Raw genomic sequence first — 24,720 nt, 5'->3', positions numbered from 1 at the left:
GTCAGGTTTACTCGTCATCGTCACCGTGCAGCCGGCGGCGCACGGAGAGCAACTCGATCTCGGGCCGGCCGGCGACCGCCCGCTCGATGGTGTCCAGGACCTCGCGCACGTGCGCGGCCTCGGCGGCGACCACAGCGACGCCGAGCTCGGCGCGTCCGTGCAGGTCGAGGGCGCCCACCTCGGCGACGGACACCTCGAACTTGCGCAGATAGGCCACCAGGGGACGCACATAGGCCCGCTTGGCCTTCAGCGAGCGCGAATCACCGGGCAGGAGCATGTCGAAGACCGCGGTTCCGGTATACACGGCCCAAGATCCTAACGACTCCGGGAGAGCCTGGCCACCAATAACGGGGGCGGCGCGACCGGCAGCGGCGCGGCGTCCTCGACGATCGGGCGGGGGGTGCGGCGCGGCAGCCCGGCGCCGGCGCCGCCGCCGCGGCCCGGATAGACATATCGCGTGCGCGGGTCGACGGCGTCGAGCGCGGCGACCACCGCCGGCAGCTGCCGGAAGCGGTCCCAGTCGTCGTCCTCGGCGAAGCCGAGCTCCAGCACGACCCCGAACGGCTCGGCCTGCCAGATGAAGTCGTGGGCGCCGTGCGTGACGGCGGCCTCCAGCAGCGACCTGGACCAGGCGTCGCGCCACTGCCGCGCCGGGTTCTCCCCGTCGCGGACCTCGATCGACCACCAGACGAGGTTCATGACGCATCGACGGTACGCCGGAATCCAATATCAAAGAAAGGGCCGCCGCGGAATCCGCGGCGGCCCCTCTCAGCTGGGCGGCGTCAGCCGCGCGGCTTCTCCCGCAGCTCCCAGGTCTCGATGACGTCACCGAGCTGGATGTCGTTGAAGTTGCCGAGCGTGATACCGCACTCGAAGCCCTCGCGGACCTCGGTGGCGTCGTCCTTGAAGCGGCGCAGGCCCGCGATGGTGAGGTTGTCGGAGATGACAGCCCCGTCGCGGAGCAGGCGCGCCTTGCTGTTGCGCCGGATGAGCCCGGTGCGGACGATGCAGCCTGCGATGTTGCCGAAGCGCGACGAGCGGAAGACCTCGCGGATCTCCGCCGTGCCGAGCTCGACCTCTTCGTAGATGGGCTTGAGCATGCCCTTGAGCGCGGTCTCGATCTCCTCGATGGCCTGGTAGATGACGGTGTAGTACCGGATCTCCACGCCCTCGCGGTCGGCCAGCTCGCGGATGCGACCCTCGGCCCGCACGTTGAACCCGATGACGATCGCGTCGGACGCGCTCGCCAGGTTGACGTCGTCCTGCGTGACGGCGCCCACGCCCCGGTGGATGATCCGGAGCTGGACCTCGTCGGCGACGACGATCTTGACCAGTGCGTCCTCGAGCGCCTCGACCGAACCCGAACCGTCACCCTTGAGGATGAGGTTGAGCGTGGTCTTCTCGCCCTCCTTGAGCTGGTCGAACAGGTTCTCCAGCGTGACCCGGCCGGTCCGCGTGGCCATCTCGGCCGCGCGGCGGCGGGCCTGCCGCTGCTCGGCGATCTGGCGTGCGGTGCGGTCGTCGTCGGTGGCGAGGAACGTGTCACCGGCGCCGGGCACCGAGGTCAGACCGAGCACCAGGACCGGACGGGCCGGCCCGGCCGACGGCACGGGCGTGCCGTTCTCGTCGAGCATCGCCCGGACGCGCCCGTAGGCACGGCCGGCGACGATCGAGTCACCGACGTTGAGCGTGCCCTTCTCCACCAGCACGGTGGCGACGGGACCACGGCCACGGTCGAGGTGCGACTCGATCGCGATGCCCTGCGCCGGACCGTCGATCGGCGCGCGCAGGTCGAGCGCGGCGTCGGCGGTCAGCAGCACGGCCTCGAGGAGACCCTCGATGTTGATGCGGCTCTTCGCGGAGATGTCGACGAACATGGTCTCGCCGCCGTACTCCTCGGCGACCAGGCCGTACTGCGTCAGCTCCTGACGCACCTTGGCCGGGTTGGCGTTCTCCTTGTCGATCTTGTTGACCGCGACCACGATCGGCACCTCGGCCGCCTGGGCGTGGTTCAACGCCTCGATCGTCTGGGGCATGACGCCGTCGTCGGCCGCGACCACCAGGACCACGATGTCCGTGGCCTGCGCACCACGGGCACGCATGGCGGTGAACGCCTCGTGACCCGGGGTGTCGATGAAGGTGATCGCGCGGTCCTCGCCGTCCTCGCCGTGCGGCACGTGCACCTGGTAGGCACCGATGTGCTGGGTGATGCCACCGGCCTCGCCGGCCACGACGTTGGTGGAGCGGATCGCGTCGAGCAGCTTCGTCTTACCGTGGTCGACGTGACCCATGACGGTCACGACCGGCGGACGGATGACCAGGCGCTCCTCGTCGACGTCGGCATCGATGTCGATGTCGAAGCGCGCGAGCAGCTCGCGGTCCTCGTCCTCGGGGCTGACGATCTCGACGTTGAAGCCCAGGTGCTCACCGAGCAGCAGCAGCGTCTCGTTGGTGCACGACTGGGTCGCCGTCACCATCTCACCCAGGTTGAACATCTCCTGGACGAGCGAGCCCGGGTTGGCGTTGATCCGGTCCGCGAAGTCGGACAGGGAGGCACCCTGCGGGAGCCGGATCGACTGACCCTGACCCCTGGGAGCGCCCGAGCCCATCGTCGGCGCGGACAGGTTGTCGAACTCTTGTCTGCGCTGCTTCTTGGACTTGCGGCCACGCGTCGGCCGGCCACCGGGACGCCCGAAGGCACCCGCGGCACCGCCGCCACGACCACGGCCACCGGCACCGCCGCCACCGGGACGACCGGCACCGCCGACGCCCGCGCCGGGCGCGCCGCCACCGCCACCGGGACGGAAACCGCCACCGGCACCGCCACCGCCGCCGCCGCCACCGGGACGGAAACCGCCACCGGCACCGCCGCCACCGCCGCCACCGGGACGGAAGCCACCGCCACCGCCACCGCCGGGACCGCCGGGACGACCGCCACCGCCACCGGGGCGGAAGCCGCCACCGGCACCGCCGCCGCCACCCGGGCGACCGGGACGGTCACCGGGGCCACCGGCCGGGCGACCCGGACGCTGGCTCGGCATCTGCGACGGGTTGGGCCGGGGGCCGCCCATCGAGGCCGGGTTGGGCCGCGGAGGCATGGCGGCCGGGTTCGGCCGCGGGATGTTGCCGCCCGGGGCGGGCCGCGCCGGAGCGCCGCCGGAGACACCGAACGGGTTGTTGCCCGGGGAACGCGCCGGCGGGCGAGCGCCGCCGGGACGGGGCCCCTGGCCTGGACGTGGAGCTCCCGGGGTCGGCGCGGCACCCGGCTGGGGCGCCGGGGTGGCCGGACCGGGACGCGGGCCGGGCGAAGGTGCGCCACCGCTGGGCGGCGGCGTGCTCTCACGCCGGGTGGTCTCCCGCTGACGGGCCTCCTTGGCGGCCTTCATGGCCGCTTCCTGGTCCGCCTTCAGCGCGGCGGCACGCTGCTCGGCGGCCGCCACCTCGATGTCGTGCGCACTCGTCGGCTTGACCACGGGCGCCGGGCGCGGCGGGCCGGGGACGGGCGGACGCCCACCTCCGGGGCCACCGCCCGCGGGCGGCTGCGGCCGCTTCGGGGGCGCGAAGGGCTTGGCTGCCGGGACTGCCGGGCCCGGACGCGGTGCCGAAGGCACCGGCGCTGCCGAGGGAGCCGACGATGCCGGCGCAGGAGAAGCCGAGGGTGCCGGTGCGGCCCCTCCGGACTCGAAGCTCGCTCGCAGCCGGCGCGCCACGGGCGCCTCGACCGTGCTGGATGCGGACTTCACGTACTCGCCAAGCTCCTGCAGCTTCGCGAGCACGGTCTTGCTCTCGACCCCGAGCTCTTTTGCCAGCTCGTGTACGCGGGCCTTGCCTGCCACTACACTCCTCACCTCGAGGCCGGGCGGCATAGGTCCGCGCCGACCTCACTCGTGCACTTGAAGCCTGGTCATCTCAGGGACTTCATCGTGTGCTCATGTCCGTCGTCCTACCTTGCGTGTCCGGGTGGGGCATCTCGCGCCCACCATCGGCGGTTCCGATCACTGCGATTGCTCCGCCGCCGCCAGGGCGACGGCTTCGGCCAGCGGACCGGTGTCCAGGACTCCGGCGAGACGTAAGGCTCGCCCGAAGGCTCGCCGACGCTCCGCTAGCGCCAGGCAAGCCGGATCAGGATGCAGGTGCGCTCCCCGACCCGGCCGTCTGCGGGCCGGATCAGGCACAGCCTTGAACTGGTCAGGGCCGGACTCGATCGCGACGAACCGCAGTAACTCGGAGGATGACGCGCGCTTCCGGCAACCGACACAGGTGCGGACCGGGGGCGTGCGACGTACCGACAAGAAGTCTACCCTGCGCTTTCGGCTTGTGCCGCGCCCGGTCCCGTGACGTGATCGACGTTGCCGTCCCCGGCGCCGTCGGCGGCGTTGTCCGGGCGGATGTCGATACGCCACCCGGTGAGCCTCGCGGCGAGCCGCGCGTTCTGGCCCTCACGGCCGATGGCCAGGGAAAGCTGGAAGTCCGGGACGGTCACCCGGGCGGCCCGGGCACCCGCGTCGACGACCTCCACGTTGAGCGCCTTCGCCGGCGAGAGCGCGTTGCCGACGAACTGTGCCGGATCCTCCGACCAGTCGATAATGTCGATCTTCTCACCGTGCAGCTCGCTCATGACGGCCCGGACCCGCTGGCCCATCGGACCGATGCAGGCACCCTTCGCGTTCACCCCGGCGACCGTCGTGCGCACCGCGATCTTGGTGCGATGACCGGCCTCACGCGCGATCGCGGCGATCTCGACGGTCCCGTCGGCGATCTCCGGCACCTCGAGGGCGAAGAGCCGCTTCACCAGGTTCGGGTGGGATCGCGACAGCGTCACCTGCGGCCCGCGGAAGCCCTTCACCACGTGCACGACGATGCACTTGATGCGCTGACCGTGCTCGTAGCGCTCGCCCGGCACCTGCTCGGCGGCCGGCAGCAGCCCCTCGATCTTGCCGAGGTCGATCGAGACGATGCCCTTCTCGGCCCTGGCGTCGTGCGCCTGGATCACGCCGGTGACCAGGTCGCCGTCGCGGCCGACGTACTCGCCGAAGTGCGCCTCGTCCGTCGCCTCGCGCAGCCGCTGAAGGATGACCTGCTTGGCGGTCATCGCCGCGATCCGGCCGAAGTCGTGCGGGGTGTCCTCATACTCCCGGACGATGGTGCCGTCCTCGTCGAGGTCCTGCGCGAGCACCGACGCCGCCCCGGTCCTGCGGTCGATCTCGACGCGGGCGTGCGGGTTGGCCCCCTCGGTGTGCCGGTACGCGGTCAGCAGCGCGGTCTCGATCGCCGCGAGGATGGTCTCGAACGGGATCTCCCGCTCACGCTCCAGCGCGCGGAGCGCCGCCAGGTCGATGTTCACGCCTCGTCCTCCCCTTCCTCGTCGAAGTCTTCGTCTTCGTCCTCGTCGCCGTCCTCGCCGAGATCCTCGGGCAGCTCGGCGAGGCGCTTCATCTCCACCTGCACCCGGCCGGGGCCGAGGTCGGCGAACTCGACGGTGCGGGCCTTGCCCTCCACGTCCAGGGTCACCCCGGTCTCCGTCACCGTCGTCACCCGGCCGGTGACCGGCGTGCCCGCGACCTCGACCAGCACCAGGCGGGTCCGGTTGCGCCGCCAGTGCCGCGGCTCGGTGAGCGGCCGGTCGACCCCGCGGGACCCGACCTCCAGCTCGTACTCCCCGGCGATCAGCTCGTCGCCACCCGCCTCGGCCTCGTCCAGCGCGGCCGACACCGCCCGCGACACCTCGGCGACCGCGTCGAGGTCGACGCCCTTGTCGCTGTCGACCGCGACCCGGAGCAGGTGACGCCGGCCGACCCGGCTGACGTCGAGCTCCTCCAGGTCGTAGCCGGCGGCCACCACGACGGGCTCGACCACCTTCCGCAGCCGCTCGCGGTGCGCGCCGGCGTCGCGGGCTCCAGCATCCCGCGAACCGCCGGTGCGGCGATCCCGCTGCTGAGCCATGATCGACACCTCTTTCTGCACCGCCCAGACGGGCGCACGGCTTTACGCCGCCCACGACGACATGCACGGGCGGCTCCCGCAGAGCGTAACGCGACGTGACCTCAAGCGTTCCGGCGGCGCTCCCACCACGAATGCCGCGGTGGGTCGTGTTCACCAGAAATGGGCCGGATAGTGTTCACTGTGCGCGTGTCCTCCCGCAGAGCTGTCCTCGCCGCCGGCGCCGCCGCCGCGCTGACGACCCTCACCGCCTGCGACATTCCGAAGCGGTCGGCCGCCGCCTGGCACCCCGCGCCCGACGCGCTCCTGCCGCTGCTCACCCGCACGGTCGCGCTGCGCGACCGCTACACCGAGGTGCTCACCGCGTTCCCGGCGCTGCAGGACCGGCTCGGCCCGCTCAAGGACGACCACGCCGCGCACGTCGTCGCCCTCGCCCGCGAGATCGGCATCGACGAGCACGGCCCGATGCCCACCGCGAGCACCTCGGCGGGCCCGGTCGTGCAGGACCAGGCGGCGGCCGTCAAGGAGCTCGCCGGGCTGGAGAAGACCGGCCAGGAGGACGCGACCGGCGCCTGCCTGGCCGCCCCGTCCTACCGCGCGGCCCTGCTCGGCTCGATCGCCGCCTGCCGCGCCGCACACGTGGAGATCCTGACATGACGACCCCGGCCGACGAGCGGCTCGTCGCGGCGTTGCAGGCCGAGCACGCCGCGATCTACGCCTACGGCATCGCCGGCGCGAAACTCGACGCCAGCACCGTCGGGCTGGCCCGCAACGCCGAGGCCGCCCACCGCACCCGCCGCGACGCGCTCGTCGTCCGGCTGTCCGGCGCCGGGGTCACTCCCCCACCCGCGGCACCCGCCTACGCGCTGCCCTTCCCCGTCACCGACCGGGCGTCGGCCCTGAAGCTGCTCGCCCAGGTGGAGGACCGCACGGCCGCGCAGTGGCGGCTGGCACTGCCGCCCACCGCCGGCGAGGTGCGCAAGCTCGCCCTCGACGCGCTCGTCGACTGCGCCGCGCGCGGCGCCGGCCTGCGCCAGGTCGCCGGCACGACGCCGCTGACCAGCGCGTTCCCCGGGAAGGTCTAGATGTTCGGCAAGCTGCTGAAGCGGCTCGGGCACCGGCCGTGGTTCGCCGCGGCGGCGCGCCGGATCGTCGGCCTCGACCGGTGGCTGCAGCGCCGCTCGAAGGGGCGGATCGTGCCCATCAACGCCGCCGGCGTCACGACGCTGCTGCTCACCACCACCGGCCGGAAGTCCGGTCAGCCGCGGTCGCAGCCGCTGCTGTTCGTCCGCGACGGCGGGGACTTCGTCGTCATCGGGTCCAACTGGGGCCAGGCGCACCACCCGGCGTGGACCGCCAACCTGCTCGCCGACCCGCGCTGCACGATCACCTGGAAACAGCGGGACGTGCCGGCGACCGCGGCGCTGGTACAGGATGAGGAACGAGAGCGGCTGCTGCGGCTGCTGACGGCGAGCTGGCCCGCCTACACCACCTATCAGGAGCGGGCCGCGGGGCGAGAAATCCGGATATTCCGCCTCAGCGAGATCTGAAACCTCCGGTACTCCCGAAAGCGTGCCATCGCAAGGGCGCAGGACCCCATGGACGTGTCCGCTCCGCGACGATCGTTGCATCACGCCACGAGCGTCCGAACGAGAGGAGACCGACATGCGCCGCACCGCTTGGGCCGGTCCGACGATGCAGCCGCGTCGTTAACATCAACCGTCTCGTGAGCCCTGCCGTCCGGGAAGACCACCACCTTCCCGGACGGGCCAGGTCACTCACACCCCGATGACCCGACCGACCAGATAGGTGGCCCCGGCCGCCGCCGCCCCGAGCAGCAGCTGCCGGATGCCCGAGGCCCACCAGCGCCGCCGGGTGAAACGCGCGATCAGCGCCCCGGCCACGAACAACCCCGCCCCGCCCATCGCGAGGGCCGGCCACAGCGTGGTGGCGCCCAGCAGATACGGCAGCAACGGCACCAGCGCGCCGATCGAGAAACACACGAACGACGACCCGGCCGCGACCCACGGACTGGGCGCGTCGTCGGGGTCGACGCCGAGCTCCTCCTGCGCGTGGACCCGGACCGCCTCGTCGATGTCCTGCCCCAGCGTCGCCGCGACCTGCATCGCCAGGTCGGCGGGCAGCCCGCGGCGCTCCCACACCCGGGCGAGCTCCGCGGCCTCCGCCTCGGGGAAATGGGTCAGCTCCCGCCGCTCCTTCGCGACCTCCGCGGCGACCTGCTCGTTCTGCGCGCGGACGCTGGTGAACTCGCCCAGCCCCATCGAGATCGCCCCGGCGACCAGCCCGGCCGTGCCGGTGAGCACGATGGTGCGCGGCGCGATCCCGCCGCCGCCGACACCCGCGATCAGCGCGATGTTGGTGACGAGCCCGTCCATGGCCCCGAACACCGCGGCCCGCAGCCACCCCCCGGACACGTCCGCGTGATGGTGCGCGTCCTCGGACGCCGGATGCGTCACGCCGCCGCTCCGCTGCGCTCCGGACCGGTCACGCCGCCGCCGCTGCGCTCCGGCGCCGTCGCGACCAACGGACTGAACCCATGGTGCCCGGCCGCTCCGCTGCGCTCCGGACCGGTCACGCCGCCGCCTCCGCTACGCTCCGGCACCGTCGCGACCAACGGACTGAACCCATGGTGCCCGGCCGCTCCGCTGCGCTCCGGACCGGTCACGGCAGGGTCAGGATCTCGTAGCCGTCCTCGGTCACCACGATCGTGTGCTCGAACTGGGCGGTCCACTTGCGGTCCTTGGTGACGACCGTCCAGCCGTCCTTCCAGATGGTGTAGTCGTGCGTGCCGTGCGTGATCATCGGCTCGATCGTGAACGTCATGCCCGGCTCCATGATCGTGGTGAGCCGCGGGTTGTCGTAGTGCGGGACATAGAGCCCCGTGTGGAACACCTCGTTGATGCCGTGACCGGTGAAGTCGCGCACCACCCCGTAGCCGAAGCGCTTCGCATACGCCTCGATGACGCGGCCGATCGCGTTGAGGGGGCGGCCCGGCGCGACGGCGCGGATGCCGCGCATCATCGCCTCGCGGGTCCGCTCGACCAGCAGCCGGTCCTCCTCGGCGACGGCACCGACGCAGAACGTCTGGTTGGTGTCGCCGTGCACCCCGCCGATGAAGGCCGTCACGTCGACGTTGAGGATGTCGCCGTCCTCGATCACCGTCGAGTCGGGGATGCCGTGGCAGATCACCTCGTTGAGCGACGTGCAGCACGACTTCGGGAAGCCCTTGTAGCCCAGCGTCGACGGATAGGCCCCGTGGTCGCACAGGAACTCGTGCACGACCCGGTCGATCTCGTCGGTCGTCACGCCCGGCTTCGCGTGCTCGCCGGCCAGGACGGTCGCCTGCGCCGCGAGCCGGCTCGCGACCCGCATCCGCTCGATGATCTCCGGCGTCTGCACGTCGGAGCCGCGGTGCTTGCTCGGCGCGCGTTTGCCCACGTACTCGGGTCTCGCGATCGAGGCCGGGACCTGACGCCAGGGGGTTTGCGTGCCGGGAGCGAGCGGAGCGCGGACGGTCATGCGGAAAAGCCTAACGCGCATCAACACGGCGTGGTCTGGGTAACCCCCGTGCATGATCGACGATGAACGCGTCAACCGCCGCGCCGAGGATCTCCTGCCCGAGGAGCTGACCGCCGGCAGCGACGACCCGAAGGCCCAGGCCGAGGCGCTCCTGCAGGACTCCGACGACCGCGAGCACTACCGCGAGTCCGCCCCTGACCTGCGCATCGACCACCGCACCTCGGACGAGGCCGCCGCCACCGGCGAGTAGCGCGTCAGGGCAGGTAGCCCGCCGTCCTGCGGGCGCGGGCGGCTTCCACGAAGGCGGCGAACAGCCGGAAGTCGGTGGTGTCCTCGGGGTGCCACTGGACGCCGATGGCGAAGTGCTTGGAGGGGTCCTCGACGACCTCGATGAGGTTGTCGTCGGGGCACCAGCCGGTCGGGACGAGGGTGCCGGGGTCGGCGCAGCCCTGGTGGTGGAACGAGTTGACCATCACCGAGTCGCCGAGGATCTTGGCTGCCGTCGTGCCGCCGGTGAGGACGACGGGGTGCTCGCCGAACTTCGGGCCGCTGACCGGACGGTGGTCGTTGTGGCCGAGGACGTCGGGCAGGTGCTGGTGCAGGCGGCCGCCGTAGGCGACGCACATGAGCTGCATCCCGCGACAGATGCCGAGCAGCGGCAGGTCGAGTGCCAGGGCGGCGCGCATGAGCAGCAGCTCGGCGGCGTCGCGCTCGGGCTTGACCTTGGTGGTGGCGTGGGGCGGCTCGCCGTACAGGTCCGGGTTCACGTCGGAGCCGCCGGTGAACATGATCCCGTCGAGGCCCTCGAGGACGTCGATGTCGGGGTCGTCGGGGGTCACGAGGACCGCCCGGCCGCCCGAGGCGTGCACGGCGTGCACGTAGGACAGCGGAAGCACGGCCGAGAAGGTGTCGTTGAGCCCGAAGCGGGTCTCCTCGGCGTAGGTGGTCAGTCCGATCACCGGTCGCGACATGCCATCAACTTAATCCCACGGGGGCGAGGTTGTGGAGGATCTCGAGGGCCCGTTCCCGGGCGGCCTCCCGCGGCAGGGTGCTGAGCGGGTCCCAGTTGAGGTCGTAGAAGACCTCGGTGACGCCCTGCGTGCCCAGCCAGGCCGTGCCTTCGCGGATCTGCTCGTAGGTGCCGCTGAGCGGCGGGCGGCCCTCGGCGTCGAGCTCGGCGTCCGTGAGCTTGAGCACACCACGGCAGACGATCCTCGGCGAAGCGCGACCCGAGGACGCGGCTCCCGCTCGTACCGACGCGACGTCCGACGCAATGTCGGACAGATCGGTCGCCGAGCGGCTGACCCAGCCGTCCCCGATCTCGCCCGCTCTGCGGATCGCGGCAGGGACGGCGCCGCCGAGCAGGATCGGCACCCCGGGACGCTGGACCGGCCGGGGCTCCATGCGGCCCTGCGGCACCGTGTAGAACTCCCCGTCGAACGCGGTGGACCCGGACCACAGTGCGCGCAGCACGGCGACGTATTCGCGGGTGCGGGCCGCCCGCCGCTGCATGGACGCGCCGGTCGCGGCGAACTCGTCCGGTGACCAGCCGGCGCCGAGGCCGAGGTCGACCCGGCCGCCGCTGAGCACGTCGAGGGTCGCGACCTGCTTGGCGAGCACCACCGGCGACACGAACGGCAGGTTGATCACCGCCACGCCGAGCCGGATCCGGCTCGTCCGCGCCGCCGCGAAGGTCAGCGCCACGATCGGGTCGAGGACGCTGCGATAGACGGGTGCCTCGGCCGCCAGGAGCCGCTGGAAGGTCCACAGGGAGTCGTAGCCGGACCGCTCCGCCTCGACGGCGACCTCGGCGAGCACCTCCGGCGTGGCCCACGAGCCCGATACCGGCAGCCCGAACCCGATGCGCATGCCCTCAACCTACCCGGTGGCGGCCCGTACCAACGCGGCGAACGGACGCACGTCGGACGCCTCCTCCGGGTGCCATTGGACGCCGAGCACGAACCGGCGCGACGGGTCCTCGACCGCTTCGATGACGTCGTCGTCGGCCCAGCCGGTGACGGTCAGCGAGCCCGGGTCGTCGACGGCCTGGTGGTGGTACGAGTTGACGTCCGCCGTCTCGCCGAAGACCGCGGCGGCCAGGGAGCCGGGCGCGAACCGGGCCGGGTGCGCGCCGTAGACGCCGGGGCTCGGCTGGTGCCGCTCGTTGCCCAGGACGTCGGGCAGGTGCTGGGTGAGCTTGCCGCCGCAGGCGACGGCGAGCAGTTCCATGCCCCGGCACACGCCGAGCACCGGCAGGTCGGCGTCCAGCGCGGCGGTGAGCACGGCCAGCTCGCCGCTGTCGCGGTCCGGCCGGGTCTTCGTCGCCGGGTGCGCCGGCGCGCCGTAGTGCGCCGGCTCGATGTCGGCGCCGCCGGCCAGGACGAGACCGTCGAGGCGGCGGACCAGGTCGGCGGCGCCGCCGGTCACCGGGGGCAGGACGACCGGGCGGGCGCCGGCCGCCTGCACCATCCGCGCGTAGCCCTCCGGGATGAGCACCGCCCTGGTGTCCCACACGCCCCAGCGGGCGGGTTCCACGTAGGCGGTGATGCCGACGAGCGGGGTCACAGCGGTGTCACGTAGGCGCCGGTGATGCCGCCGTCGACGACGAACGTGGAGGCGGTGATGAACGACGCGTCGTCGCTGGCGAGGAACGCGACCGCGCCGGCGATCTCCTCGGGCTCGCCGAAGCGGCCCATCGGCACGTGCACGAGGCGCCGCGCGGCCCGCTCGGGGTCCTTGGCGAAGAGCTCCATGAGCAGCGGGGTGGCGATCGGGCCGGGGCACAGCGCGTTGACCCGGATGCCCTCGCGGGCGAACTGGACGCCGAGCTCGCGGGTCATCGACAGCACCGCGCCCTTGCTGGCGGTGTAGGCGATCTGCGAGGTGGCCGCGCCCAGCAGTGCGACGAAGCTGGCGGTGTTGATGATGGAGCCCTTGCCCCCGGCGCGCATGTGCGGGATGGCGTACTTGCAGCAGAAGTAGACGCTGGTCGTGTTGACCTTCAGGACCCGCTCCCAGGCCTCGAGGCCGGTGTCGAGGATCGAGTCGTCGTCCGGCGGGGAGATGCCGGCGTTGTTGAACGCGATGTCGAGCCGCCCGTACCGCTCGGCGACCCCGTCGAACAGCGCCTTGACGGCCTGCTCGTCGGACACGTCGGCGGCGACGAACTCCCCGCCCACCTCGTCGGCGGCGGCCTTGCCCGCGTCGGGGTTCAGGTCCACGGCGACGACCTTGGCGCCCTCGGCCGCGAAGCGGCGCGCCGTGGCGAGTCCGATGCCGCTGCCGGCGCCGGTGATGACCGCGACCCGGTCCTGGAGACGAGCCTGCACTTAGACCTCCGTGCTGAAGAAGACGTTCTTGACTTCGCTGAACGCGGCGACCGCGTCCGGGCCGAGCTCACGGCCGAGGCCGGACTGCTTCACGCCGCCGAACGGGGTCCAGTAGCGCACCGAGGAGTGGGAGTTGACGCTGAGGTTGCCGGCCTCGACGCCGCGGGCGACGCGGATGCCGCGGCCGAGGTCGCCGGTCCAGATGGAGCCGGACAGGCCGTATTCGGTGTCGTTGGCGAGGCGGACCGCGTCGGCCTCGTCGTCGAAGCGCAGCACCGACAGGACGGGCCCGAAGATCTCCTCCCGCCAGTGCCGGTCCTGGGCGGTCCGCGCCTCCAGCACGGTCGGTGCCATCCAGTAGCCGGGACCGCCGGGTGCGCTGCCGGCGAAGAGCGGCTGGTCCACGTAGGACCGCACCGATGTCAGCTGCGCCTTGCTGATGAGCGGACCCATCTGCGCGGTCTCCAGGGCGGGGTCCTCGCAGCGGAACGCCGTGACGGACTCCTCCAGCAGGCCCATGAACCTGTCGTACACCGACGCCTGGATCAGCAGCCGGGACCTGGCGCAGCAGTCCTGGCCGGCGTTGTCGAACACCGAGCCGGGCGCTGACGCGGCGGCCTTCTCCAGGTCGGCGTCGGCGAAGACGATGTTGGCGCTCTTGCCGCCGAGCTCCAGGGTCACCCGTTTCACCTGGTCGGCGCAGCCGGCCATGATGCGCTTGCCGACCTCGGTGGAGCCGGTGAAGCAGACCTTGCGGACCAGGGGGTGGGTGACGAACCGCTCGCCGACGACCGAGCCCTTGCCGGGCAGGACGGTGAACACGTCCTCGGGCAGGCCCGCTTCCAGGGCGAGCTCGCCGAGCCGGATGGCGGTCAGCGGGGTGAGCTCGGCGGGCTTGAGCACGACCGTGTTGCCGGCGGCGAGCGCCGGCGCGAAGCCCCAGCCGGCGATCGGCATCGGGAAGTTCCACGGCACGATCACCCCGACGACGCCGAGGGGTTCGTAGAACGTGACGTCCATGCCGCCGGCGACCGGGATCTGCCGGCCGCTGAGCCGCTCGGGCGCCCCGGCGTAGTAGTTGAGCACGTCGCGGACGTTGCCGGCCTCCCAGCGGGCGTTGCCGATCGTGTGCCCGCAGTTGCGGACCTCCAGCTGGGCGAGCTCCTCGTTGTGCTCGTCGACGAGGGTCGCGAAGCGGCGCAGGAGCCGGGCCCGGTCGCCGGGCGCGACGCTCCGCCAGGCCTGGAACGCCCGGTGGGCCCGCCCGATCGCGGCGTCGGTCTCCTCCAGGCTGGTGGCGGGCACCGTGGCGACGACCTCTTCGGTCACGGGCGAGATGACGTCATGCATGTGTCCTACAGCCTTTCGAAGCCGCGCTGGAGCTCCCAGTCGGTGACCGCCGCTTCGAAGGCTGCCAGCTCGACCCGGGCGTTGTTGGCGTAATGGGCGACGACGTCCTCACCGAACGCGGCGCAGGCCAGGTCGCTGCCCTCCCAGAGGGTGAGCGCCTCGCGCAGCGTCGAGGGCACCCGCGGCGCGCTGTCGTCCTGGTAGGCGTTGCCGGTGTAGATGTCCTCGAGGGGCAGCTCGTTGCGGATGCCGTGCAGCGCGCCGGCGGTCATCGCGGCGATCGCCAGGTAGGGGTTCACGTCGGCGCCGGGCACCCGGTTCTCCACCCGCAGCGACGCGCCGTGCCCGACGACCCGCAGGGCGCAGGTGCGGTTGTCGTTGCCCCAGCGCACCGCGGTCGGCGCGAACGAGCCGGCCTGGTAGCGCTTGTAGGAGTTGATGTTCGGCGCGTACATGAGGGTGAACTCGCGCATCGTGGCCAGCAGCCCGGCCATGGCGTGGTGGAAGACGGTCTCCTCGACGCGTTGCCCGCTTCCGGTGCCGCGAAGGGAGAAATGGATGTGGCAGGAGTTGCCCTCGCGGGCGTTGGGCTTGGCCATGAAGGTGATGGAGACGCCTTCCAGGGCCGCGATCTCCTTGGCGCCGTTCTTGTACAGCACGTGCCCGTCGGCGTTGCGCAGCGCCTCGTCGTAGCGGAACGCGATCTCGTGCTGGCCGAGGTTGCACTCGCCCTTGGCGCTCTCCGGCACGAGCCCGGCGCCGGCCATGTCGTTGCGGATGCGGCGCAGCAGCGGCTCGACGCGGGCGGTCTGCAGCAGCGAGTAGTCGGCGTTGAAGACGTTGACCGGGGTGAGGTCGCGGTACCCCTTGGCGTACGCCTCCTCGTAGGTGTCCCGGTAGGCGACGAACTCCAGCTCGGTGCCGGTGTAGGCGGTGTAGCCCGCGTCGGCCAGCCCGGCGAGCTGCGCCCGCAGGATCTGCCTGGGCGACGCGGCGACCGGCGACTCGCCGTCGAGCCAGCGCAGGTCGGCCAGGACGAGCGCGGTGCCGGGCTGCCAGGGGATGCGCCGCAGGGTGGCGAAGTCGGGGATCATCGCGAAGTCGCCGTAGCCGCTGGACCAGGACGACATCGCGTAGCCCTCGACGGTGTTCATGTCCACGTCGACCGCGAGCAGGTAGTTGCAGCCCTCGGTGCCGTGGGCGACGACCTCGGCGAGGAAGTGCGGCGCGTAGAAGCGCTTGCCCTGCAACCGGCCCTGCATGTCGGTGACCGCCACGACGACGGTGTCGATCTCGCCCTCGTCCACGGCGATGCGCAGCTGCTCGATCGTCAGCATCGTCCACCCCTAAAGGTCTAGAAAGAAACCATAAACTCAACCGAGCAGACCGCGCAACAGGGCGGCGGTCGCGTCGCAGTGCTCTTCCATCTCGGTGCGGGCGACGACCGGGTCGCCGCCGAGGATCGCCTCGACGACCCGCTCGTGCTGGGCGTCGGAGTGGTCGAGGTTGCGGCGCAGCACCGGGATCGCGGCGAGCAGCCGGTCCAGGCGCAGTTGCACGTCGGCGATGGAGGCGGCCACCGAGGTGGAGCCGCTCGCCGAGGCGATCGCCAGGTGCAGCCGGGAGTCGTTGACCCGCCGGGTCCTCGGGTCGCGGGTGCGGGCCGCGGCGAGGCAGGCGACGAGGTGCGCCCGGTCCGCGGCGGACAGCGCGCGGGTCGCCGCGAGCGCGGCCGCGCCCGGCTCCAGGACCCGCCGGAAGTCCAGCGCGTCGTGCAGCGCGTCGCCCATCTGGCGGGCGAGCGCGGTGGCGTCCTGCTCGGCGGCGTCGGCGTGCGGGTCGCCGGTCGAGCGCACCACGAACGTGCCGCCGGAGCGGCCGCGCCGCGACTCGAGGAAACCGGCCTCCCGCAGGGCGGCGATGGCCTCCCGCAGCGTCACCCGGCTGACCTGGAGACGCTCGGCCAGCTCGCGCTCCGGGGGAAGGCGTTCGCCGACCGGGACGAGACCCAGCCGGATCGCCTGGGCCAGCCTCGCCACGGTGATCTCGAAGGCGTTGCCGCCCCGGACCGGCCGCCACATCGGCACACCCGACAGGGGTTCGGTGGCCACCGGCATCCACCCTCCTCGCTCGCGGTCGCAGGCGGCGTTCGCGCACCGCCTGCGACCACATCATTCCCTAGCCGGCACCTAGTCGATGGTCGCGGCGGTGTCCTCCGCGATCGCCTCGTCGATGGTGCGGATCGGACCCTTGAACCAGTGCTTCGCCGACAGCGTCCACCACAGCGCCGCACCGCCGATGACCAGCAGGATCGCCAGCGGCGCGTAGTTGACGTTGAGCCAGGAGAAGTCGGCGTTGCCGGGGATCGCGGCCGGCGACAGCGGCAGCACGAAGTAGACCGAGATGATCGCGATCTCGATGACCGCGATCCAGCCCAGCACCTTGTACTTGCTGCCGAGCGTCCACGGCCCGGGCACGAACCGGTCACCCATCCGCAGCCGCAGGTAGATCGGGATCAGGAAGGCCAGGTACAGGCCGATGACCGCGACCGAGACCACGGCGTAGAACGCGGTGGGCACGCCGAGCGGGCTCTTGTACAGCGCGGGCAGGGTGAGCACGAGCCCGGCCACCGAGGCGCCGAGGATCGCGTTGACCGGGGTGCCGTTGCGGTCCACCTTGGACCACAGCCGCCAGCCCGGCACGGCCCGGTCACGACTGAACGCGTACGTCATCCGGGACATGCTCGTCACGCAGCTCATGCCGCAGAAGAACTGCCCGATGGTGGAGATGAGGATGACCGCCTTGAAGAAGCCGGAGCTCAGCGAGGTTTCGAAGATCGCGCCGGAGAAGCCGCCGGCCGCGGTGATCGCCTCGACGTCGGTCGCCGCGAACAGGAACGCCAGCAGCAGGATCCAGCCGCCGATCGCCGAGTAGAAGATGGACTGCCACAGGCCCCTCGCGGCGGCCGTGGACGCGCCCTTCGTCTCCTCCGACACGTGCGCGCACGCGTCGAAGCCGGTGATCGTGTACTGGGTGAGCAGGAAGCCGAACGGCAGGACCAGGAACCAGTACAGCGCGTCGGAGTACCCGGAGTTGTTGAAGCGCTCCGTGAAGACGAACTCCAGGCTCTGGTGCTTCTCCGGCACGAACACCAGGATCAGCACCACCGCGGCCGCGCCGAACACGTGCCACCACACCGAGACGTTCTGCAGCACGTCGATGATGTTGTGACCCCAGATGTTGATCGCCGCGTGCAGCGCCAGGATGATCACGAACAGCAGGAACGTCAGGTACAGGTTGCCGCTGTCCCATGACGTGTACGCGTCGAGCACCAGGCTCATGAACGTGGCGCAGCCGTAGTCGACGGACGCGGTGACCGCGACCAGGCCGACCAGGTTGAGCCAGCCGGTGAACCAGCCGTGGATCGGCTTGCCCATCTTCGCGGCCCACCAGTAGATGCCGCCGGCCGTCGGGTACGCCGACACCAGCTCCGACATGCAGAAGCCGATGATCAGGATGAAGATCGAGATGAGCGGCCAGCCCCAGGAGATGGCGACCGGACCGCCGTTCATCCACGCCTGGCCGAACGTGGTGAAGCAGCCGGCGAGGATGGAGATGATGGAGAACGAGATGGCGAAGTTGGAGAAGCCGCTCCACTTGCGGCGCAGCTCCTGCTTGTAGCCCAGTTCGGCGAGCCGTTGCTCGTCGGCGTCGACGGGCGATGCCATGGGCACCTCCTAGGTGATCAGGGGTGGGGGGTCCTTCCGTTGACCGCCGCCAGGAGCCTGCCGAGGCCGGGGTCGTCGTCCAAGGCATCCTTGGCCTGGCCCCACTTCTCTGCCGCCTCGGCCGCATAATCGAAGGCTTTCTCCGCGCCCGCGATCAGCCCATGGTGGACGGTGAACCACAGCGTCCAGGTGACGTTGGACGCGACTTGAAACAGCCGGACCCTCGCGCGGAGGGTCTCGTCGGCCTCGGCGAAGTACTCCCCTGCCAGCAGGCCGACCAGATCCGGGTCGTAGTCGGCCTCCGCGGCGATGTCGCCGAGCTCGAATGCGGGGTCGTTGTTGCCGGACAGTTGGTAGTCGATGATCCGGACGCCGCCGCTGGTCGCGATGAAGTTCTCCGCGAGCAGGTCGTTGTGGCACGGCACGCTCGGCAGCGGGTCAGCGGCGAGGGCGTCCCGGATGGCGTCCACCGCCGGCGAGCGGTCCAGGTATCCGTCGGGCAGCGGCAGGTCGTGCCGCGCACAGACGTCGAGGAGCTCGGCGCGCTTGGCGAAGATGTCGAAGTCGTTGCCGAACGCCGGCCCGGCGTGCAGCTGCCGGCAGGCGGTCGCGATGGACGGGATGACCTCCGGCCGGCGCACCTCGGCGGCGCTGAGGGTCCGTCCCGGGAGGTATTCGATGACGACCGCCGGCACGTCCGGCAGTACCTCGTAGACCTGCGCGCCGACGGTCCGCGCGGCGAGGACGGTGTTGGCGATCTCCTGCTCCGGCGGCACACCGAGGCCGGCGTCGGACACCGCCGGCTCGAGCACGCGCAGGACGTAGGGGACGCGGTCGACGTCGACCCGGTAGATGTGATGGGACAGCCCGCCCTGCAGCCGCTGCCATTCGACCGCGCGGCCCATCCACGACGGGACCCGCTCCAGCAGGTCCGCGATGGACGGCACCGCAGTCATGGCACCCGGCCCCTTCGCCGCGCGGTCCGACGCCGGTTACAGACCTTTTACGCCCCGCGGTCCGTAGTGATCGGCGTCATAGTGGGGCACAGTTAACGCCTGCCACGGGCGGTCGTCAAGAGGGACCTTCGCGTTCACCGGTATTGCTTCAGACCTTTTACAAGCCCGGCACCGGGGATCACAATCATGCAATGTCGGAGCTTCCAGCGGCCGCCCGCGCCGTCGTCATCGGCGGCGGCGTCGCCGGCTGCAGCGTGGCATACCACCTGGCGCGACTCGGCTGGACCGACGTCGTGCTGCTCGAACAGCACGACCTGACCGACGGCACGACGTGGCACTCCGCCGGCTTCGTCGGGCAGCTGCGCTCGACCGTCAGCCAGACCCGGATGATCATGTACTCGTCCGGGCTGTACGCGGAACTGCGCACCCTCACCGGCCTGGACCCGGGCTGGCGCGGCGTCGGCGGGCTGCGGCTGGCCACCACCCCGGCACGCGTCGACGAGCTGCGCCGGCAGGTCAGCTCCGCGACCACGTACGGCCTGGACCTCGACCTGCTGAGCCCGGCCGAAACGAAGGAGCGGCTGCCGCTGCTGAACGTCGACGACGTCCTCGCCGCCGGCTGGCTGCCCGGCGACGGCTGGCTGGAGCCCGCACGGCTGGGCGCCGCCCTCGCCGCGGGCGCCGGCGCGCTCGGCGTCCGGATCGTCACCGGCGTACGGGTCACCGGCGTGCTCGCCGAACAGGGGCGGGTCCGCGGGGTCGTCACCACCGCCGGCACCGTCAGGACCGACGTCGTCGTGAACGCCGCCGGCGCCGCCGCCGGACGCGTCGGGCGGCTCGCCGGCGTCGACATCCCGATCGTGCCGATCAAGCACCAGTACGTCGTCACCGAGGCGATCCCGGGCACCGGCTCCACAGTGGACATCCCGACGGTCCGCGACCCGGACCGCATCGTCTACTTCCGCGGCGCCCCCGACCCCACCGGCGGGCTGCTGGTCGGCGGCTACGTGCGGGACCCGGCGCTGTGGGACGACCCCGACCCGCTGTCGGCGCCGCGCACACTGTTCGAACCCGACCTGGAGAAGTTCGCCGAGTCGTGGGGCAACGCCCGGCACCGCGTCCCGGCGCTGCGCTCCCTCGGCATGGACCGGGTCGTGCACGGGCCGGAGGCCTTCACCCCCGACGGGGAGTTCCTCCTCGGCGAGACCCTCGTGCGCGGCTTCTGGGTGGCGGCCGGGTTCTGCGTCCACGGTCTCGCCGCGGCCGGCGGCGTCGGCAAGGTGACCGCCGAGTGGATCGTCGACGGCACACCGGAATGGGACATGTCCACGATGGACGTCCGCCGCTTCGGCGCCCACGCCGCGAGCCGCACGTGGGCCGCGACGAAGGCCCTCGACGGCTACTCCCGCTACTACGACATCGTGTACCCGGGGCAGGAATGGACCGCCGGGCGTCCGCTGCGCCGCTCCCCCGTGTGGCCGCGCCTGGCCCCGCTCGACGCCGCGCTCGGGGAGAAGGCCGGATGGGAGCGGGCGAACTGGTTCGGCGTCAACGCGGCCCAGGCCCCGGACGTCACCGCGCCACGCGGCTGGGCCGGGCGCAACTGGTCACCGGCGATCGCCGCCGAGGTGGCCGCGACCGCCACCGCGGCCGGCCTGTTCGACCAGTCCTCGTTCGCGAAGCTCGACGTGCGCGGGCCGGGCGCGCTGGAACTGCTGCAACGGCTGTGCGCCAACGACGTCGACCGGCCGGCCGGCAGCCTCACGTACACCTCGATGCTCAACACGCGGGGCGGGGTCGAGGCGGACCTGACCGTCGCCCGGCTCGGCGAGGCACACTTCCGGATCGTCACCAGCACCGCGAGCGGGGTGCGGGACGCGGCCTGGATCCGCCGGCACGCCCCAGCCGGGGTGACGGTCGACGACGTCACGTCGGCGTTCGGCTGCCTGTGCCTGTGGGGGCCCTCCGCGCGCGACATCCTGCAGCCGCTCACCGACACCTCCCTGGCCAATGCGGACTTCCCGTTCATGCGGGCGGTGCGGCTGACCGTCGGGCCGGTGCCGGTGCTCGCCCAGCGGGTCACGTTCGTCGGCGAGCTCGGCTGGGAGCTGTACGCCCCCACCGAGTACACGCTGACCCTGTGGGACCTGCTGATGCAGGCCGGCGCGCCGCTCGGGCTGCGACCGGGCGGATACCGGGCGATCGACTCGATGCGGCTGGAGAAGGGCTACCGGGTGTGGGGGTCCGACCTCACCACGGACGTCGACCCGATCTCCGCCGGGCTCGGGCCGTTCGTCGACCTGTCGAAGGACTTCATCGGGCGCTCCGCGCTGCCCGGCGAGCCGTCGCGTGTGCTGCGGTGCCTGGTGCTCGACGACCCGGCGACCGTCTGCCTCGGCGGCGAACCCGTGCGGGTCGGCGGGGTGCCGGGCGGGCGGGTCACGTCCGGCGGGTTCGGCCACCGGGTCGGCGCGTCGATCGCCTACGCGTACCTGCCGGCGTCGACCGCGGCCGGGACCCCGGTCGAGGTGTCCGTCTTCGACCGCTGGTCGCCCGCCGTCGTGCGCGCCGAGCCCCTCTACGACCCGAAGATGCTGCGGGTGCGGGCCTGAGGCGTTGGCCGGGCGGCCGGCGGTATCGCAACCCCCCGATCGTTTCGCCACGATACTGCCGGCCGTCAGCGCATACCCTGACCGCCCGCTGTCAAGACAATGTCAACGCAGCCTCAACCGTCGTTACCATGCACCTCGATGGAACATTCGGCACCCGCGGCAGTCGCGCGGATCGGCCTGCTCGGTCCGGTCGAGGTGACCGTCGCCGGGGAGCCACGCGACGCCGGCCCGCCGATGCAGCGGTGCCTGCTGGCCGCGCTCGCGCTGGACGCGGGCCGGGTGGTCACCGTCGACACGCTCATCGACCGGCTGTGGGGCCAGGCACCGCCGGCCGGTGCCCGCCGGACGCTGCACACCTACGTGTGGGCGGCCCGCCAGGCGCTCAGCGGCGCCGGAGACCCGATCACCCGGACCGCCGGCGGCTACGTGCTGCGCCTAAACGCCGAGCAGATCGACGTGTTCCGGTCCCGGCGGCTGCTCTCCACCACCGGGCAGCACCGGGCCACCACCCTCCAGGCGGCGGTCGACCTGTGGCGCGGCGAGCCGCTCACCGGCGTCCCCGGCGACTGGGCCGCGCGGGTGCGGGAGACGCTCGCGCAGGAGCACGTCGACGTGGTGACACAGTGGGCGGACGCCATGTCGGCGAGCGGCATGAGCCACCAGCTGATCGCACCGCTGAGCCGGCTCGCCGAGCGGTACCCGCTCGCCGACCCGATCGCCGGTGCGCTCATCCGCGCGCTCAACGACGCCGGCCGCTCCACGGAGGCGCTGGCGCACTTCGAGCGGCACCGCCGGCACCTCGCCGATGAACTGGGCGCCGACCCGGGACCGGAGCTGCGGCGCCTGCACCTGTCGCTGTTGAGGGACGGCGCGTCGCTGTTGCGGGACGGCGCGTCGCTGTTGCGGGACGGCGCGTCGCTGTTGAGGGACGGCGCGGACCCGCCCGGCGCCGCTGTGTTCGCCGGCCGTCACGAACTTCCGTCCGGCGCGGCCGTGTTCGTCGGCCGCCATGACGAGCTGCGCGCACTGGACACGCTGCTCGCGCCGGTCGAGCGGTGGGCGCCCGCGATGGCGGTGATCCAGGGCTCGGGCGGCGCCGGCAAGACCGCGCTCGCGCTGCGCTGGGCACAGGCGGCACGCGGTCACTACCCCGACGGGCAGCTGTACGCCGACCTGCACGGCTTCTCGGACCGGCCGCCGGCCACGACCGCCGACGTCCTCCGCGACCTGCTCCTGTCCCTCGACGTCCCCGCCGAGCGGATCCCGCTGACGGAGACGGCGCTCGTCTCGCTGTACCGGACGGTCACCGCGACCCGGCGGATGCTCGTCGTGCTCGACAACGCCGGCGACGCCGCGCAGGTCTCGCCGCTGGTCCCCGCCGGGCCCGGCTGCGCGGTGCTGGTCACCTCCCGGGTCGAACTGGCCGAGCTCGTGGCGCTGCGCGACGCCGTGCCGGTCGTGGCCGGTCCGCTGCCGGAGACCGAGTCGGTCGCGCTGCTGCACCGCTGCCTGCCCGGGACCGGCGACCCGGAGACCCTGCGGCGGCTGGCGCGGCTGTGCGGCAACCTGCCGCTGGCCCTGCGCGTCGCGATCGCCAACATCCGCGACGGGCGGAGCGGGCAGACCGACCGGCTGCGCGCCTACGTGCGACGGCTGGAGCGCGCCGGCCGCCTCGACGTGTTGACCGCCGGTGCGTCACTCAGCCTGCGGACCACGTTCGACCTGTCCTACGCCGCGCTGACCCCGGCCGAGCAGCGCATGTTCCGGCTCCTCGGCTGGGCGCCCACCGTCGAGCTCGACCTCGCGGCGGCGGCCGCCCTCGCGCGGACCACCCCCGCCGCCTCCACGGGACTGCTGGACCGGCTCGTGCGGGCCCACCTCGTGCAGGCGTGGCGGCCCGGCCGGTTCCGGCTCCACGACCTGCTCAACGAGTACGCCCGGGAGCGGTGCGAGGCCCTCGACGACGACCGCGACCCCGCCGTCGAGGCGCTCGTGCGGCATTTCGTCGACGCGGCGGGCGCCGCGAGCACCGTCGTCCTGCCCCGGTACAAGCTGCGCTCGCTGAGCCTCGACGGGACACCCGCGGCGGCGCCACCGGACCGGCCGGCGGCGTTCGCATGGTTCGAGGTCGAACGCGACAATCTCCGCACCCTGATCCGGCACGCCGACAGCGCCGGCTGGCACGGGCCGGTCCACCGGCTCGCCGCCGCGTCCGCCATCTTCTTCGACATCGCCGGCCCGGTCCACGACTACCTCGACAACCAGACGCGGGCGGTGGCCGCGGCGGCGGCCGACGGCGACCGGACGGCGGCCGGCTGGGCGCACTACCTGCTCAGCACCGCACACTGGCTGGCCGGCGACTACGACGAAGCACTCGCGCACGCCAACCACGCCCGGACGGCGTTCAGCGCGCTCGGCGACCCCGCCGGCGTGGCGATGGCGCTGCGGAGCGTGGCCGTGGCCCACACCTGCGCCGGCCGGTACCACACGGGCACGGCCGCCGCGGCCGAGGCGTTGTCGTACGTCGGCAACGACCCCGGCGCCGACGACCTCACCTGCGAGATCCACTCACAGCTGTGCACGCTGTACATCGCGCTCGAACGGTTCCCCGAGGCGCTGCACCACGGCCGGGCCGGCCTGCGCCTGGCCCGGCGCCGTCGGCTGCCCCGGATGCTGTTCGTGCTGCTCACCGAACTCGGCCGGACCCATCGCCGACTCGGCCACCCCGTCGTCGCCGGCGCCCTGCTGCGCCGCGCCTACACCCAGCTCGTCGACTGGGGGTTCACCCGCGGCCGGGCGGAGATCGTCACCGAGCTCGGCGTCCTCGCCCGGGACACCGGCCGGACCGGCGAGGCCGTCGACCTGCACCGCACAGCCGTCGGGCTCGCCGACCACTTCGGGTTCGCCGCGGAACGCTTCTTCGCCCGCAACGAGCTGGGCCGCTCCCTGGCGGCCGCCGGCCGGACCGGCGAGGCGGAAGACCTGCACCGGGCGGTGCTGTCCGCGGCCGAGGCCGACGAGCTGCACACCGCGGCGGCGCACGAAGGACTCGCCGGCGCCGTCGGCGGGCACGACCCGGGGGCGGCCCGCCGGCACCTGACGGACGCGCTGGGCATCTACGCGAAGCTGGAGTCCCCCGACGCGGACCGCGTCCGGCGGCTGCTTCGCTGAGCGCCGGCCCGCTTTGCTGTGCCTGCGCCGCTGCCCGCCCGGCTGCTTCGTTGTTCCTGCCGCTGGCCGCCCGGGCTGCTTCGTTGTTCCTGCC

Annotated in this window: 23 protein-coding genes; 6 read left to right on the top strand and 17 right to left on the bottom strand. The window is 72.5% G+C overall.

Going from position 1 to position 24,720, the window contains the following annotated elements:
* Positions 1 to 7 precede the first annotated feature (7 nt).
* The 6 genes from ACZ6TV_RS04955 to rimP all read right to left on the bottom strand — a co-directional run bounded on the left by ACZ6TV_RS04955 (position 8) and on the right by rimP (position 5,943).
* A complete protein-coding gene (locus ACZ6TV_RS04955) occupies positions 8 to 304 on the bottom strand; it encodes a DUF503 domain-containing protein (RefSeq protein WP_465295470.1) in 297 nt (98 codons plus the stop codon).
* A gap of 11 nt (positions 305 to 315) precedes the next feature.
* The gene (locus ACZ6TV_RS04950) at positions 316 to 699 is read right to left on the bottom strand and encodes a hypothetical protein (protein WP_465295468.1); all 384 of its coding nucleotides are present in this window, start codon (positions 697 to 699) and stop codon (positions 316 to 318) included.
* 83 nt (positions 700 to 782) lie between these two features.
* Positions 783 to 3,836, bottom strand: a complete 3,054-nt coding sequence (gene infB, locus ACZ6TV_RS04945) for a translation initiation factor IF-2 (RefSeq protein WP_465295466.1) — start codon at positions 3,834 to 3,836, stop codon at positions 783 to 785.
* 159 nt (positions 3,837 to 3,995) lie between these two features.
* The gene (locus tag ACZ6TV_RS04940; RefSeq protein ID WP_465295464.1) at positions 3,996 to 4,403 is read right to left on the bottom strand and encodes a YlxR family protein; all 408 of its coding nucleotides are present in this window, start codon (positions 4,401 to 4,403) and stop codon (positions 3,996 to 3,998) included.
* Entirely contained in the window at positions 4,298 to 5,344 is a 1,047-nt protein-coding gene (gene nusA, locus ACZ6TV_RS04935; protein ID WP_465295462.1) for a transcription termination factor NusA, read from the bottom strand. Before nusA ends, ACZ6TV_RS04940 begins: the two co-directional genes overlap by 106 nt.
* Positions 5,341 to 5,943: a ribosome maturation factor RimP gene (gene rimP, locus ACZ6TV_RS04930; RefSeq protein WP_465295460.1), complete on the bottom strand. Its 603-nt coding sequence runs from the start codon at positions 5,941 to 5,943 to the stop codon at positions 5,341 to 5,343. The genes nusA and rimP overlap by 4 nt, the downstream gene beginning before the upstream one ends.
* 186 nt (positions 5,944 to 6,129) lie before the next feature.
* On the opposite strand from rimP, the gene ACZ6TV_RS04925 reads away from it, so the two are divergent.
* From ACZ6TV_RS04925 to ACZ6TV_RS04915, 3 genes are read left to right on the top strand one after another with little or no spacing between them, the layout of a single operon-like run.
* Positions 6,130 to 6,597 (top strand): hypothetical protein, encoded by a 468-nt coding sequence (locus tag ACZ6TV_RS04925; protein WP_465295458.1) that lies wholly within the window; start codon positions 6,130 to 6,132, stop codon positions 6,595 to 6,597.
* Positions 6,594 to 7,025, top strand: a complete 432-nt coding sequence (locus tag ACZ6TV_RS04920; RefSeq protein ID WP_465295456.1) for a ferritin-like domain-containing protein — start codon at positions 6,594 to 6,596, stop codon at positions 7,023 to 7,025. The genes ACZ6TV_RS04925 and ACZ6TV_RS04920 overlap by 4 nt, the downstream gene beginning before the upstream one ends.
* Positions 7,026 to 7,490, top strand: coding sequence for a nitroreductase/quinone reductase family protein (locus ACZ6TV_RS04915; RefSeq protein WP_465295454.1), 465 nt, complete (start codon positions 7,026 to 7,028; stop codon positions 7,488 to 7,490).
* A gap of 228 nt (positions 7,491 to 7,718) precedes the next feature.
* Here the strand turns inward: ACZ6TV_RS04915 and ACZ6TV_RS04910 are convergent, their stop codons facing one another.
* Entirely contained in the window at positions 7,719 to 8,417 is a 699-nt protein-coding gene (locus ACZ6TV_RS04910; RefSeq protein WP_465295452.1) for a VIT1/CCC1 transporter family protein, read from the bottom strand.
* A 205-nt stretch (positions 8,418 to 8,622) separates the two neighbouring features.
* Positions 8,623 to 9,480 carry a type I methionyl aminopeptidase gene (map, locus tag ACZ6TV_RS04905; RefSeq protein WP_465295450.1) on the bottom strand — a complete coding sequence of 286 codons (858 nt, stop codon included), beginning with the start codon at positions 9,478 to 9,480 and terminating at the stop codon, positions 8,623 to 8,625.
* 52 nt (positions 9,481 to 9,532) lie between these two features.
* On the opposite strand from map, the gene ACZ6TV_RS04900 reads away from it, so the two are divergent.
* Complete coding sequence (locus ACZ6TV_RS04900) at positions 9,533 to 9,730, top strand: hypothetical protein (RefSeq protein ID WP_465295448.1); 198 nt, start codon at positions 9,533 to 9,535, stop codon at positions 9,728 to 9,730.
* 4 nt (positions 9,731 to 9,734) lie between these two features.
* Here the strand turns inward: ACZ6TV_RS04900 and ACZ6TV_RS04895 are convergent, their stop codons facing one another.
* The 9 genes from ACZ6TV_RS04895 to ACZ6TV_RS04855 form a co-directional block, all read right to left on the bottom strand.
* Complete coding sequence (locus ACZ6TV_RS04895) at positions 9,735 to 10,451, bottom strand: gamma-glutamyl-gamma-aminobutyrate hydrolase family protein (RefSeq protein WP_465295446.1); 717 nt, start codon at positions 10,449 to 10,451, stop codon at positions 9,735 to 9,737.
* 4 nt (positions 10,452 to 10,455) lie between these two features.
* Positions 10,456 to 11,349, bottom strand: a complete 894-nt coding sequence (locus ACZ6TV_RS04890; RefSeq protein ID WP_465295444.1) for an LLM class flavin-dependent oxidoreductase — start codon at positions 11,347 to 11,349, stop codon at positions 10,456 to 10,458.
* A gap of 9 nt (positions 11,350 to 11,358) precedes the next feature.
* Positions 11,359 to 12,045 (bottom strand): gamma-glutamyl-gamma-aminobutyrate hydrolase family protein, encoded by a 687-nt coding sequence (locus tag ACZ6TV_RS04885; protein ID WP_465295442.1) that lies wholly within the window; start codon positions 12,043 to 12,045, stop codon positions 11,359 to 11,361.
* Positions 12,042 to 12,809 (bottom strand): 3-oxoacyl-ACP reductase, encoded by a 768-nt coding sequence (locus ACZ6TV_RS04880; protein WP_465295440.1) that lies wholly within the window; start codon positions 12,807 to 12,809, stop codon positions 12,042 to 12,044. The genes ACZ6TV_RS04885 and ACZ6TV_RS04880 overlap by 4 nt, the downstream gene beginning before the upstream one ends.
* Positions 12,810 to 14,159 (bottom strand): aldehyde dehydrogenase family protein, encoded by a 1,350-nt coding sequence (locus ACZ6TV_RS04875; RefSeq protein ID WP_465295438.1) that lies wholly within the window; start codon positions 14,157 to 14,159, stop codon positions 12,810 to 12,812.
* Between the two features lie 5 nt (positions 14,160 to 14,164).
* On the bottom strand, positions 14,165 to 15,496 hold the full coding sequence (locus tag ACZ6TV_RS04870; RefSeq protein ID WP_465295436.1) for a glutamine synthetase family protein: 1,332 nt from the start codon (positions 15,494 to 15,496) through the stop codon (positions 14,165 to 14,167).
* A 36-nt stretch (positions 15,497 to 15,532) separates the two neighbouring features.
* On the bottom strand, positions 15,533 to 16,270 hold the full coding sequence (locus tag ACZ6TV_RS04865; RefSeq protein ID WP_465295434.1) for a FadR/GntR family transcriptional regulator: 738 nt from the start codon (positions 16,268 to 16,270) through the stop codon (positions 15,533 to 15,535).
* 78 nt (positions 16,271 to 16,348) lie between these two features.
* Positions 16,349 to 17,887: an amino acid permease gene (locus ACZ6TV_RS04860; RefSeq protein WP_465295432.1), complete on the bottom strand. Its 1,539-nt coding sequence runs from the start codon at positions 17,885 to 17,887 to the stop codon at positions 16,349 to 16,351.
* A 17-nt stretch (positions 17,888 to 17,904) separates the two neighbouring features.
* A complete protein-coding gene (locus ACZ6TV_RS04855) occupies positions 17,905 to 18,843 on the bottom strand; it encodes a phosphotransferase (RefSeq protein WP_465295430.1) in 939 nt (312 codons plus the stop codon).
* Between the two features lie 191 nt (positions 18,844 to 19,034).
* Here ACZ6TV_RS04855 and ACZ6TV_RS04850 point away from each other — a divergent pair, with 191 nt between their 5' ends.
* Both ACZ6TV_RS04850 and ACZ6TV_RS04845 read left to right on the top strand, forming a co-directional pair.
* Positions 19,035 to 21,455 carry a GcvT family protein gene (locus ACZ6TV_RS04850; protein ID WP_465295428.1) on the top strand — a complete coding sequence of 807 codons (2,421 nt, stop codon included), beginning with the start codon at positions 19,035 to 19,037 and terminating at the stop codon, positions 21,453 to 21,455.
* A gap of 138 nt (positions 21,456 to 21,593) precedes the next feature.
* On the top strand, positions 21,594 to 24,626 hold the full coding sequence (locus tag ACZ6TV_RS04845; protein ID WP_465295426.1) for an AfsR/SARP family transcriptional regulator: 3,033 nt from the start codon (positions 21,594 to 21,596) through the stop codon (positions 24,624 to 24,626).
* Positions 24,627 to 24,720: the final 94 nt, after the last annotated feature.

It is taken from the genome of Dactylosporangium sp. NPDC051087 (assembly GCF_055586325.1).
Note: the sequence above shows the minus strand (reverse complement) of the source record. Positions and strands in the feature narration are given on the sequence as shown.